Annotated in this window: 11 protein-coding genes; 8 read left to right on the top strand and 3 right to left on the bottom strand. The window is 72.9% G+C overall.

Annotated elements, in window-relative coordinates; genetic code table 11:
• Positions 1-298: 298 nt before the first annotated feature.
• The gene (locus IE252_RS10035) at positions 299-1,852 is read right to left on the bottom strand and encodes an aldehyde dehydrogenase (NADP(+)) (RefSeq protein WP_190088957.1); all 1,554 of its coding nucleotides are present in this window, start codon (positions 1,850-1,852) and stop codon (positions 299-301) included.
• Between the two features lie 193 nt (positions 1,853-2,045).
• Here IE252_RS10035 and IE252_RS10030 point away from each other — a divergent pair, with 193 nt between their 5' ends.
• The 6 genes from IE252_RS10030 to IE252_RS10005 all read left to right on the top strand — a co-directional run bounded on the left by IE252_RS10030 (position 2,046) and on the right by IE252_RS10005 (position 7,908).
• Positions 2,046-2,816 (top strand): IclR family transcriptional regulator, encoded by a 771-nt coding sequence (locus tag IE252_RS10030; protein WP_101387738.1) that lies wholly within the window; start codon positions 2,046-2,048, stop codon positions 2,814-2,816.
• A gap of 3 nt (positions 2,817-2,819) precedes the next feature.
• A complete protein-coding gene (locus IE252_RS10025) occupies positions 2,820-3,047 on the top strand; it encodes a hypothetical protein (RefSeq protein WP_229848177.1) in 228 nt (75 codons plus the stop codon).
• Between the two features lie 109 nt (positions 3,048-3,156).
• Positions 3,157-4,392, top strand: a complete 1,236-nt coding sequence (locus IE252_RS10020; protein WP_373298538.1) for a sensor histidine kinase — start codon at positions 3,157-3,159, stop codon at positions 4,390-4,392.
• The gene (locus IE252_RS10015; RefSeq protein ID WP_190088956.1) at positions 4,389-5,042 is read left to right on the top strand and encodes a response regulator transcription factor; all 654 of its coding nucleotides are present in this window, start codon (positions 4,389-4,391) and stop codon (positions 5,040-5,042) included. Before IE252_RS10020 ends, IE252_RS10015 begins: the two co-directional genes overlap by 4 nt.
• Positions 5,043-5,136: 94 nt before the next feature.
• Positions 5,137-6,588, top strand: coding sequence for a peptidoglycan D,D-transpeptidase FtsI family protein (locus tag IE252_RS10010; RefSeq protein WP_190088955.1), 1,452 nt, complete (start codon positions 5,137-5,139; stop codon positions 6,586-6,588).
• A gap of 72 nt (positions 6,589-6,660) precedes the next feature.
• The gene (locus tag IE252_RS10005; RefSeq protein ID WP_373298533.1) at positions 6,661-7,908 is read left to right on the top strand and encodes an MFS transporter; all 1,248 of its coding nucleotides are present in this window, start codon (positions 6,661-6,663) and stop codon (positions 7,906-7,908) included.
• A 211-nt stretch (positions 7,909-8,119) separates the two neighbouring features.
• Here the strand turns inward: IE252_RS10005 and IE252_RS10000 are convergent, their stop codons facing one another.
• Together IE252_RS10000 and IE252_RS09995 are read right to left on the bottom strand one after the other, a co-directional pair.
• Positions 8,120-9,265, bottom strand: a complete 1,146-nt coding sequence (locus IE252_RS10000) for a hypothetical protein (RefSeq protein ID WP_190088954.1) — start codon at positions 9,263-9,265, stop codon at positions 8,120-8,122.
• A complete protein-coding gene (locus tag IE252_RS09995) occupies positions 9,262-10,212 on the bottom strand; it encodes a 5-dehydro-4-deoxyglucarate dehydratase (protein WP_229848154.1) in 951 nt (316 codons plus the stop codon). Before IE252_RS09995 ends, IE252_RS10000 begins: the two co-directional genes overlap by 4 nt.
• Positions 10,213-10,494: 282 nt before the next feature.
• Here IE252_RS09995 and IE252_RS09990 point away from each other — a divergent pair, with 282 nt between their 5' ends.
• Together IE252_RS09990 and IE252_RS09985 are read left to right on the top strand one after the other, a co-directional pair.
• Positions 10,495-11,319: an NAD-dependent epimerase/dehydratase family protein gene (locus IE252_RS09990; RefSeq protein ID WP_190088952.1), complete on the top strand. Its 825-nt coding sequence runs from the start codon at positions 10,495-10,497 to the stop codon at positions 11,317-11,319.
• 90 nt (positions 11,320-11,409) lie between these two features.
• Positions 11,410-12,603 carry a TerD family protein gene (locus IE252_RS09985; RefSeq protein ID WP_190088951.1) on the top strand — a complete coding sequence of 398 codons (1,194 nt, stop codon included), beginning with the start codon at positions 11,410-11,412 and terminating at the stop codon, positions 12,601-12,603.
• Positions 12,604-12,739: the final 136 nt, after the last annotated feature.

Below are 12,739 nucleotides of genomic sequence, written 5' to 3'. Positions count from 1 at the left end.
CCGCAGCTCGATGAGTTCGATCGAGCGACCGGACGAGAGGGCTATGTGGCTCAGCGACATGCCGACACCCTATGCGCATGATCCGCTTCCGATACACGGCCTAGATGCGCCCCTGCGGGGCGCCCCAGGGGATTGCCGCGGAGCGGCATTCTTAGGGGCGCGGGGAACTGCGCGACCAGCCATCCACGGTCCGCAGACGAACGCGAAGCGGGGTGCAGGGGCCGCAGGCCCCGCAAAGGGGGTCCGGGGGCGTAGCCCCCGGGAAACGTGCCTCAGCCCGACCCCACCCCCGGAGGGTTTAGGGAAGAGGCGGGGTGGGGACTTCCCACCGGCCGTCCACCCGGCGAGGGACCCCCACCCCACCCCCCTCCCGCAACTCCCCCGGAAGCAGAAGATCCGGCGTGTTCTGATACGCCACCGGCCGCAACCACCGCTCGACGGCCGTCGCCCCGACCGACGTGGACGTGGACGTCGTCGCCGGGTAAGGACCCCCGTGGTGCTGCGCCGGCGCCACCGCCACCCCCGTAGGCCACCCGTCCACCACCACCCGCCCCGCAACCCCCGTGAGCGACGCGAGCAGCAGCCCCGCCGCCCCGCCGTCGGACCCCGCCGCTTCCCCGGCCGACAGCTGAAGCGTCGCCGTCAGGTTCCCCGGCAACCGCGAGAGCACCGCTCCGATCTCGGACGGGTGCTCGTACCGCGCCACCACCGTCACCGGCCCGAAGCACTCCTCCAGCAGCAGATCGTGCGGCCCCGACGAGGCCAGCACAGCAGCCTCCACCGTCAGGAACCCCGCACTCACCGTGTGCTCCCCGCCGGATCCCGGCGTCACCGGCGCCCCGACCCCGTCGAGCGCGGCTCGCTCGGCCACTCCCGCAACGAACGCGTCCCGCATCCGGTGGTCGAGCATCACCCCCGCCTCCGCGTCGCTCACCGCCGCCGTCAGCGCCTTCACCAGCGCGTCCCCGCCCGCGCCCGCCGGGACCAGCGCGAAGCCCGGCTTGGTGCAGAACTGGCCGACGCCCAGCGTCATCGACGCCCCGAGCCCCGCCCCGATCTCCTCGCCGCGCTCCTCGGCCGCCGCCCGCGTGACCACCACCGGGTTCAGCGACCCCAGCTCGCCGTGGAAGGGGATCGGTACCGGACGGGCCGCCGCCGCGTCGAAGAGGGCGCGTCCGCCCCGTACCGAACCGGTGAAGCCGGCCGCCGAGACCAGCGGGTGGCGCACCAGCGCGACACCCGCGTCGAAGCCGTGGACCAGCACCACCACGTCCGCCGGCAGCCCGACCCGTACCGCCGCCCGCCGCAGCAGCGAGGCGCACAGCTCCGAGGTGGCCGGGTGGGCCGGGTGGGCCTTGACCACGACCGGGCACCCGGCCGCCAGCGCGCTCGCCGTGTCCCCGCCGGGGACGGAGAAGGCGAGCGGGAAGTTGGACGCCGCGTACACCGCGACCACCCCCAGCGGCACCTTCATCCGCCGCAGGTCCGGCCACGGCGGGGTGCGGTCCGGGTCCGCGTGGTCGATGCGCACGTCCAGGAACGCGCCCTCGTCCACCACGTCCGCGAACGCCCGCAACTGGGCGTTGGTCCGGGCGAGTTCACCGGTGAGCCGGACCGGCCCGAGAGCCGTCTCGGCGTCGGCGGCCTCCACCACCTGCTCCGCGGCCCCGTCGAGCAGCTCGGCGGCGGTCCGCAGCAGCGCGGCCCGCACCCCCCGGTCGGCGAGCGCGCCGCGCGCCGCCCAGGCGGCCCGTACCGCCTCGTCGACCTCGTGCTCCGTCGCCTCCGAAGCGACTTCCTCGCGCGGCTTCCCGGTACGGGGGTCGACACTCCAGACTGGTGCTGTGCTCACCGCGATGTCCTTCCGGCTTCCGGTCCTGCCCGTCGCCCGGGAACGGGACCATGCTGGTCATCCTTGCCCGTCCTGCTCCGCCACCAGGGTTTGTTCGGTATTCTGAACAGCGTTCCTGCTGGTGAATATGCTGGACTCTATTGACGGGCGTTCTGCGTTGGCAAGACGCGCAGACAAGAAGGGGCGAGGTCGAATGTCGGCTGCCGAGACAGGTGGGGCCCAGGTCAAGTCCGCCGTGCGTACGGTGGAGTTGCTGGAGTACTTCGCGGGGCGCCCCGGAATGCACTCCCTCGCGGCGGTCCAGGAGGCGGTCGGCTACCCGAAGTCCAGCCTCTACATGCTGCTGCGCACCCTGGTGGAGCTCGGCTGGGTGGAGACCGACGCCACCGGCACGCGGTACGGGATCGGGGTCCGGGCCCTGCTGGTGGGCACCTCGTACATCGACGGCGACGAGGTCGTCGCGGCCGCCCGGCCCACCCTGGACCGGCTCTCCGACGACACCACGGAGACCATCCACCTCGCCCGTCTCGACGGCACCAACGTGGTCTACCTCGCCACCCGCCAGTCCCAGCACTATCTGCGCCCCTTCACCCGCGTCGGGCGCCGGCTGCCCGCGCACTCGACCTCGCTGGGCAAGGCGCTGCTCGCCACCCACAGCGACGAGCAGGTGCGCAAGCTGCTCCCGGAGACCCTCCAGCAGCTGACCGAGCACACCATCACCGACCGCGAGAAGCTCATCGAGGAGCTCCACCAGATCCGCGAGCAGGGGTACGCGGTGGACCGCGAGGAGAACACGCTGGGGCTGCGCTGCTTCGGCGTCGCGATCCCCTACCGGACGCCCGCGCGCGACGCGATCAGCTGCTCGGTGCCGGTGGCGCGGCTGACCCCGGCGCACGAACAGATGGTCAAGGACGCCCTGTTCGACGCCCGTGACCGGCTGACCCTGGCCACCCGTAGGCTCTGACGCATGACGCCCGCCTCCTCCCCGCGCGCCCGGCCCGTCGTCGTCCTGCGGGAGGTGGTGGACGACGACCTTCCGGTGTTCTTCGCGCACATGAGCGACCCCGAGTCGGTGCGGGTGGCGGCCTTCGCCGCCGAGGACCCCGCCGACCGGGTCCGCTTCGACACCCTTCCCCAAGCTCTTAAGGAGCAGGGGAGACCCCATCGACCCGGATCCGTGCCTCGGGCGACCTGATCGTCGGCCACGACCGCGGCTTCGCCAACGCCCGGGGCGCGGAGATCGACGAGGTCGTCCTCACCCTGGCGCACTGAACTCCCGCCCGCCGGACAGGCCCTACGCTGTGCTGGTGATCATCGCGACGCGGCTGCTCGGCCGGACGGCCCGGCTGCGCTGGGTCCATCTGGTGCTCGGCGGCGCGGCGTTGATGCCGTACTTCCTGCTGGGCGCGGTGATCGTCGGGTCGGTCACCGGCGGCGCGAACGTGTACGGCAGCCTCCCTCTCCAACTCGCCGCCTTCGCCTGCGCGTTGCCGATCGCCGCCGTCTCGGCGCTGTTCCCGATCGCCCGCCCGCTGTCGGTGGCGGCGACCCGGGCGCTGTGCGGCGTCGACCCGGCCGCGCTCGCCGACGGGCCCGCCGGATCCCGGGCCGCCCGGGTGCGCACCGCCGGGTGGTTCACGCTCCACATCGGCCTCGGCGGGGTCGTCAGCGGCATGACGCTCGCGCTGCCGCCGTTCGCCGTGGCCCTGATCGCGCTGCCGTTCTCCGCGGCGCTGCGCGACTCCCGCCTCGGGATGCCCGCCTTCGACGGCTGGACGGTGCTGCTCGCCGCGCCGATCGGCCTCGCGAGCCTTTTGGCGCTGATCTGCTGCGCGGCCGGGTGCGGCGCGCTGCTCGCCCGCTGGGCGCCCAGGCTGCTCGGCCCGACGCCCGCGGACCGGCTGGCGGCGGCCGAGCAGCGGGCGGCGGAGCTGGCCGTGCGCAACCGGCTCGCGCGCGAGCTGCACGACTCGGTGGGCCACGCGCTGAGCGCGGTGACGCTCCAGGCGAGCGCGGCCCGCCGGGTGTTCGACAGCGACCCCGCGTTCGTACGGGAGGCGCTGGCGGCGATCGAGGAGACGACCCGGCGCACGGTCGGTGAACTCGACGCCGTGCTCGGCCTGTTGCGGCAGGGCGACGACGAGGCGGCCGGGGGCGCGGGCCCCGGGCTCACCGGCCTCGACGGGCTGCTGTCGCGTACCGGAGTGAAGGTGTCGTACACGGCGGACGGCGACCTCGCCGCCGTGCCGGAACTGGTCTCGCGCGAGGCGTACCGGATCGTGCAGGAGGGGCTGAGCAACGCCCTGCGGCACGGCGGCGCCGCGCCCGTGGCCCTGCGGATCGCCGTCGACGGCGAGGAAGTGGAGATCGAGATGGAGAACCCCCTGCCCGGTACGGCTCAAGTGGTGCGCCCGGGGGGCGGCCGGGGCCTGCTGGGGATCGCCGAACGGGCCGCCCTGCTCGGCGGCCGCGCGCAGGCGGGCCCGAAGGACGGCCTGTGGCGGCTCACCGCCCGCTTCCCGGTCGGGGGTGCGCGATGAGCGCGGTCAAGGTGGTGCTCGCGGACGACGAGCGGATGGTGCGCACCGCGCTGCGGGCCATCCTGGAGGCGGAGGCGGACCTGGAGGTCGTGGGCGAGGCCGCGACCGGCGCGCAGGCGGTGTCGGTGGTGCGCGAACTGCGCCCCGACGTCGTCCTGATGGACGTGCGGATGCCCGAGATCGACGGCATCCGCGCCACCGAGCAGATCCTGGCGACGCTCCCCTCGCCGCCGCGGATCGTGGTGGTGACGACCTTCGAGAACGACAGTTACGTGTACGACGCGCTGCGCGCCGGGGCCGCCGGTTTCCTGCTGAAGCGGGCGGCGGCCGAGGAGCTGGTGCAGGCGGTGCGGCTGGTGGCGCGCAGCGACTCGCTGCTCTATCCGTCGGCGGTGCGCGAGCTGGCCGCGCTGCACTCCTCGGCCCGGCCCGCGCCCCCGCCCTGGGTGGCCCGGCTCACCGAGCGCGAGGCGGACGTCCTGCGGCTGATGGCGACCGGGCTCTCCAACGCGGAGATCGCGGACCGGATGGGCGTCGGCCCGGCGACGGCGAAGACGCACGTGGCCTCGGTGCTCGCCAAGACGGGCGCGCGGGACCGCACCCAGGCGGTGATCGCGGCGTACGAGTCGGGGTTCATCACGCCACGCTGAGGCCTCCGCGCCGGGCGGGACGACAGATGAGAGCTTCCTGAGAAAACCGGCCATAAGGAACGATTCGCGTCACCCGCCTCGTCCTCCCTTTGGGATGAACAAGACGATCAGGCGCGCCGCGGTCTTCTGTCTGCTCATGGTGCTCGCCCTCCTGGGCCGGGCCACCTATGTGCAGTTCTACAAAGGCCAGGCCCTCGCGGACGACAAGCTGAACCGGCGGAACACCATCGCGCAGTACGCGAACCCGCTCGGGGACATCATCGTGGCCGGCTCCCCGGTCACCGGATCACAGAGGACGGCGAGCGGTGACCTCGCGTACAAACGCACGTACAAGAACGGTGAGCTGTACGCGGCGGTGACCGGCTTCAGCTCGCAGGTGTACGGGGCGACCCAGCTGGAGGGGATCTACGGCAACGTGCTCGACGGCACCGACACCCGGATGAAGGACCCGCTCTCGGTGCTCACCGGCGAGCGGGCGCGCGGCGGCAACGTGCTGACCACCATCGACCCGGCCGTGCAGAAGGCCGCCTACGAGGCGCTCGGGAACAAGAAGGGCGCGGCCGTCGCCATCGACCCGAAGACCGGCCGAATCCTCGGCATGGTGTCGACGCCGTCGTACGACCCGTCGAAGATCGCCGGTTCGACGGACGGCGACGCCTGGAAGGCGCTCTCCGAGGACCCGGACAAGCCGATGGTCAACCGGGCGCTGCGCCAGCCGCTGCCGCCGGGATCGACGTTCAAGCTGGTGGTGGCCGCAGCGGCGCTGGAGAACGGCCTCTACCCGTCGGTGGACACGAGGACCGACAGCCCCAACCCGTACACCCTGCCCGGCACCCGGACCGTGCTGAGCAACGAGAACCCGTCCGCCCCGTGCGAGAACGCCACCATCCGCACGGCGCTCCAGTACTCGTGCAACAACGTCTTCGCCAAGATGGCGGACCAGTTGGGCCAGGACAAGGTCCGGGCCATGGCGGAGAAGTTCGGCTTCAACGACGCGAAGCAGGACGTGCCGGTGCGGGCCTCGGCGAGCGTGTACCCGAAGGGCATGGACAAAGCGCAGACCGCGCTGACCGGCATCGGCCAGTTCGATGTCACGGCCACGCCGCTCCAGATGGCCATGGTGTCCGCCGCTATAGCCAACGACGGAGTCATGGCATCGCCCCATATGGTCTCCCAGGTCACGGACGCGGACGGCACGGCTCTCCAGTCCTACAAGGACGGCGACGGCAAGCGGATCATGTCGGCGGAGACCGCGCGCCAGCTGCGGGCCGCGATGGTGACGGTCGTCGAGGACGGCACCGGCTCCAACGCCAAGGTGAGCGGCGCCGAGGTCGGCGGCAAGACCGGCACGGCCCAGCACGGCGTGGGCAACTCCAAGACGCCGTACGCCTGGTTCACCTCGTACGCGAAGGACTCCTCCGGCAAGGAGGTGGCGGTGGCCGTGCTCATCGAGGACTCGGGCGCGGCGCGTTCGGAGGTGAGCGGCAACGGCCTGGCGGCGCCGGTGGCGCAGAAGATGATGCGGGCGGCGCTGGGCTCGTCCTAGGGCGACGGCGTCCCCGGGAATAAGGCGTTCGCCCGATTCCCGGGGACGGCCTCACGGGCCAGTTTTACCCCCGTGACCGTGACCAGCGCAGACGAGAAGACCACCCGGGCCGCAGGCCTGGTCCGGGTGCTGAAGGACCGCAACGCGGGGCTGTATCTGACCGGGGTGGTGGTGTCCGGGTTCGGGTCGTCGGCGATGTGGCTGACGGCCGGGATCTGGGCCAAGTCGCTGACCGGATCGGACACGTTGGCGGCGCTCACCGTCTTCGCCATGTGGGCGCCGACGCTGGTGGGGCCCCTGCTGGGCACGGTGGCGGACCGGGTGCGCCGCCGCCCGCTGCTCGTCTGGATCAACATCGCGATGGCGGCCCTGCTGATGCCCCTGCTCGCGCTGGACTCGGCGGGCCGCGTCTGGATCCTGTTCGCGGTGCTCGTGGTGTACGGCGTGAACGGCGTCGTCCAGGACGCGGCCGAGGCGGCACTGGTGGCCAAGGCCGTGGACCGGGACCTCCTCGGCGACTTCAACGGCCTGCGGATGACAGCCAACGAGGGCATGAAACTGGTGGCTCCGCTGCTGGGAGCGGGGCTGTACGCGCGGTTCGGCGGGGCGGCGGTGGCGGTCCTGGACGCGGTGACGTTCCTGCTGGCGGCGGGGATCTTCGCATTGATACGGGTACGGGAGGCGCGGCCGGTGCCGGGCGGCCACTGGCTGGCCGACACGGCGGAGGGGGCGCGTACGGTGTGGGGCTCGCCGGTGCTGCGGCCGCTGGTCCTCGCGGGCGGGGCGACGATGCTGTGCGCGGGTCTGAACGGGGCGGCGATCTACGCGGTGGTGGACGAGCGGCTCGGCCACTCGGCGGCGTTCGTGGGCGTGCTGTACACGGCGCAGGGAGTGGGCTCGGTGGCGGCCGGTCTCCTCTCGGGCCCACTGCTGCGCCGCCTCCCGATCCACCGCTTCGCCGCCCTCGGCATCGCGGTGTTCGCGGCGTCGGTGTGCGCGCGGATCCTTCCGTACGACGCGGTGGCACTGGCGTGCAGCGCGGGAATCGGCCTCGGGTTGCCGTGCGTGCTGGTGGCGGCGATGACGGCGGTACAGGGGTCGGTGCCGGACGCGGTGCTGGGCCGTACGGCGTCCACGGCGTCGACACTGCTGTTCGTGCCGAATGCGGTGGGGTTGGGGGTGGGGGCCGGGCTGGTGGGGGTGGTGGGGGTGGGGGTGTTGTTGCCGGTGGTGGGGGCGATGGCGGCGGCGGTCGCGCTCGCGCTGAGGGTCCCCCACCCCGCCCCTTCCCTAAACCCTCCGGGGGTGGGGTCGGGCTGAGCTGCGTTTCCCGGGGGCTGCGCCCCCGGACCCCGTTCGTCTGCGGGTCGTCGGTGGCTGGTCGCGCAGTTCCCCGCGCCCCTGAGGGGGTACGGCCGCTGGCGATGGCGAAGCCGAGCCTTTAGGGGCGCGGGGAACTGCGCGACCAGTTGGGGACGGTCCGCAGACGAAGAGCTCCCTCGGAGAGTTTCGGGAAGGGGCGGGGTGGGGGTCAATCCACCACCCCCGCGCGGCGCACCGCCGCCCCGTCCTCCCCCGATGCCAACCCCGCGTGGTACAGCCGCAACTCCGTCGCCCCCGCGGCCTCCGCCAGAGCCGCGTCCTCCCCCAGCGCCCCCGGCCGACCTCCCATCCCCGACACCACCGTCAGGTTCGCAGCGAGCACCGCGCCGGAAGGCGCATGTGCCGCGAACGGCCGCAGTAGGTCCGGGCGGCCGGCCGGGCACGGGACTACCACCCCGTCCGCGAAGGCGAACACGTCCGCCGCGGACACCCCCACGTTCGCCCCGCACCGATGCACCCCGGGATCCGCGTGCAGCAACACTTGGAACCCCGGACCGGCCGCGGCCCGCACCGCCCCGACCACCTCCTCCTGGAGGCTCCGCGCCACCGAGGCCCGGTAGCCGACCGTCGCCTCCAGCAAAGGAGCGGCCGCCGGGGACGGGGCGACACCGCGCCACACCGGCTCCAGCGCCTCCCGCACCGACCCCGCGAGCCACGACGCGTCCAGGCCCCACTCCCCGTACCCCCGTCGGCAGACGTCGCAGAAGCACAGCGACATCAGGTACTGGGCCGTGTCGTCCAGCGCCACCCCCGCGATCTTGTCGTGGGCGTGCAGGTGCGCCAGGCCGTACCAGCCGCAGGACTCCAGTTCCGTCCCGCCCGCCCCGGGTCGTACCGCCGCCTCCGCCGCCAGGGCGACCAGGTACGCGCGGACTTCCGGCCGGGCTATGCAGGGCGCCCAGGGGTAGCGGTCGCCGTACGCGTTGACCACCGAGGTCCCCGGATGCTCCGCGCCCAGGCGGGAGTTGTGGGCGAGAACGACCCAGGAGTGGACGTCGAGGCCGACCGCCGCGAGGGCTTCGGCGGCCTCGCCGTACGCGTCGCCCGGCGCCCACGCCCCGGCCGCGTACGGCCGCAACGCACGGCCGGACCAGCGCCGTTCGTCGACGGGGTACAGGACCGCCGCGTGCTCGGCCGTGACGATCCGGTGGCGCGGGTGGTGCGGGGTGAGGGCCCGGGTCGAGTGGTAGGCGGCGGCCAGCGTCACCTGACGGACGCCCAGGTCGGCGATCCGCGCGGGCGCGTCCGGGTCGCCGATCACGTCCCAGGGGTAGAGGAACGCCGACGCCTTCACGCGCCCGCCCCGTCGGCCAGCAGCGCGCGCCCCCGCTCGATCAGCGCGGCCAGCTGCTTGATGTGGGCCGCGTCGGGCTCGCTCAGCGGCGGCCGCACCTCGCCGACCTCCAGGCCCGCCAGTCGTACGCCCGCCTTGACCAGCGAAACGGCGTATCCGCGTCCCTGGTTGCGCAGTTCGACCAGCGGTACGTAGAAGCCGTCCAGGAGGCGGTTCACGGTGGCGTCGTCGCCGGTGTCGAGCGCCCGGTGGAAGGCGAGCGCGATGTCCGGGGCGAAGCAGAAGACCGCCGACGAGTAGAGCGTGACGCCGATGCCCCGGTAGGCGAGGCCGGTGAGTTCGGCGGTGGGCAGGCCGTTGAAGTAGAGGAACGCGTGGCCGGGCACCTCCCGGCGGACCGTGCTGACGATCCGCTGCATCAGGTCGAGGTCCCCGATGCCGTCCTTGAGGCCGATGATGCCGTCGGTGCGGGCGAGTTCGACGGCCGTCGCGGGCGTGAGGACCGCGTTGTCGCGCTGGTAGACGATGACGTCGAGGGAGGTGGCGGCGGCGAGCGCGGTGTAGTGGCGCAGCAGCCCCTCCTGGTCGGCGACGACGAGGTACGGCGGCATGGCGAGCAGCCCGTCGGCGCCAGCGTCCTCGGCGAGCCCCGCGTACTGGATCGCGAGGGCCGTCCCGTACCCCGCTCCGGCCACCACCGGGACGCGGCCCGCGGCCTCCTCGACGGCGGCGGCCACGCACGCGTGGAACTCCTCCGGGGTGAGCGCGTGGAACTCGCCCGTACCGCAGCAGGTGAACACCGCGGCCGCGCCCGCCTCGATGCCGCTCCTCACGTGCGCGCGGAAGGCGTCGAGGTCGAGGCCGCCGTCCGGCCCGAAGGGGGTGACCGGGAAGAAGAGGAGACCGTCCAGGCGGGCGGCGAGCGGGGAAGGGTTCTTGGGCGTCACAGGCGCTCCCAGGGCAAGGCCGTCGTGCACGGTTCTGATCGACGTCTATATTTCTGAACGCCGCCACGCTATGGCAGCCCCCTGACGACGGTCAAGACGCGAAACCCCGGCGCGCGGGTGTTTTCCGTGCGGGTGACATCTGCGCCGCCATGGCGTCGACAGGCGCTCCGCGCCACACTTGACGGGGCCGGAGGCCGCTCCCTAGCGTTTCCACGGATATGAATGCCATCCACGATGGTGTTCATCCGACGGACCCGCCCGCCCCCGCACCGAGGAGACCCCATGCCCGCTCCCCGCACCGTCCTGCTCACCGGCGCCGCCGGCGGACTCGGCACCCTGATGCGCGGGCTGCTCCCGGCGTACGGCTACGACCTGCGCCTTCTCGACGCGCGGGCCATCCCCGGGGAGCCGGACGCGATCACCGCCGAACTCGGCGACCGGGACGCGCTGCGGGAGGCGGTCCGGGGCGTCGACGCGGTCCTGCACCTGGCGGGCATCTCCCTGGAGTCCACCTTCGACAAGATCCTGCGGGCCAACATCGAGGGCACGTACAACCTCTACGAGACCGCGCGCGAGGAGGGCGTCGCGCGCGTGGTCTTCGCCTCCTCCAACCACGCGGTCGGCTTCACCCCGCGCCCGCAGGGCGAGGCGCCGCTGGAGCCGGACGCCCTGATCCCGGTCGACACGCCCCGCCGTCCGGACACCTTCTACGGCCTGTCCAAGTCGTTCGGCGAGGACCTGGCCCAGTTCTACTGGGACAAGTACGGCCTGGAGAGCGTCTCGGTGCGGATCGGCTCCTGCTTCATGGAGCCCACCTCCGTACGGATGCTGTCGATCTGGATGAGCCCCGGCGACGGCGCCCGGCTCTTCCACGCGGCCCTCACCGCCGAGGGCGTCGGCCACACCGTGGTCTACGGCTCCTCCGCCAACACCCGGCTGTGGTGGGACCTCTCGTCGGCGCGGGCGCTCGGGTACGAGCCGCGGGACGACTCCGAGCAGTACGCCGAGAAGCTGATCGCCGAGCAGGGCGAGCTCGACCCCGACGACCCGGGCCAGTCGTATCTCGGCGGCCACTTCACGACGAACCCGCCGGTGTGGCCGCACTGAATCCAGGGAGGCCGTCGCCCGGTCCGCGACCGTTCACGAATTGGCGGGACGTTCAAGGAACCGTAAAGCCGTGCCGCTCGTTCCCGGGACATGACCGCAATGACACCTGGCTCGAACCTTCCGCTCCCGGCCGCCCGCGTGGCGGTGGACGTCGCCGCTCCGGTGCGGCTCGACGTGTCGGGCCTGTTGCTCACCGCCGACGGCAAGGTGCGCTCGGACGACGACTTCATCTTCTACAACCAGCCCTCGGGCCCCGGTGTCACCTACCGGTCCGGCGGCGGCACCGCTCCGGACGCGATCGTGGTGGACACGGCGGCGGTGCCGCCCGGCATCGAGAAGATCGTGGTCACCGCCAGCCCCGACGCCGCGGGCCAGACCTTCCAGGGCATCGAGCCCACCGCCACCCTGCGCAACGCCGACGACGGCAGCGTGATCGCCACCTTCACCCCGCCGCAGCTCGGCAGCGAGACCGCGCTGGTCGTCATGGAGGTCTATCTGCGCGGCGGCGCCTGGAAGGCCCGCGCGGTGGGCCAGGGGTACGCGAACGGGCTGGCGGGCATCGCCACCGACTTCGGCGTCACGGTCGAGGAGCCCCCGGCCGCAGCGCCCGCCCCCGCCGCACCGGCCCCGGTCGCCCCCGTGGCCGCGCCGCCGATGCCCGCCGCTCCCCCGGCCGCTCCGGCCGCGCCCGCCGCCGCGCCGAGCGGGAAGATCAACCTCGACAAGGGCCGCGTCAGCCTCCAGAAGAACCAGACGGTGTCGCTGGTCAAGGGCGGCCGCCCGCTGCTCTCCCAGGTCAAGATGGGCCTCGGCTGGGAGCCCGCGTTCCGCGGCAAGGACATCGACCTGGACGCCTCGGTGATCGCGTACGGGCCGCAGCGCAACCACCTGGACAGCTGCTACTTCGGCAAGCTCTCGATCCTGGGCGGCGCGGTCAAGCACTCCGGCGACAACCTCACGGGCGAGGGCGCGGGCGACGACGAGGTGATCGTGGTCGACCTGGGCCGAATCCCGGCGGAGGCGACGGGCCTGGTCTTCACGGTGAACTCGTTCTCCGGCCAGAAGTTCACCGAGGTCGCCAAGGCGTACTGCCGACTGATCGACGCGGCGACCGGCGAGGAGCTGGTCCGCTTCGACCTGACCACCGCCGAGCCGCAGACCGGCGTGATGATGGCCAAGCTGATCAAGCAGTTCTCCGGCGAGTGGGAGATGACGGCGCTGGGGAACTTCGTGAAGTCCCGGACGGTGCGCGGGATGGTGAAGCCGTCGGCCGAGGCGCTCTGACCCGTAGAGGACACGGCCCGAGACGACCGGGGCCCGTCACCCGCCGCGTGCGGGTGACGGGCCCCGCGCGTTTCCGTGACGCGCCCCGCCGCTGAATGTCTGTTACTGCATGCCTGTTGTCGAGACCTCACAACCT

The organism is Streptomyces melanogenes, from assembly GCF_014649795.1.
GTDB classification, from domain to species: domain Bacteria; phylum Actinomycetota; class Actinomycetes; order Streptomycetales; family Streptomycetaceae; genus Streptomyces; species Streptomyces noboritoensis.
Note: the sequence above shows the minus strand (reverse complement) of the source record. Positions and strands in the feature narration are given on the sequence as shown.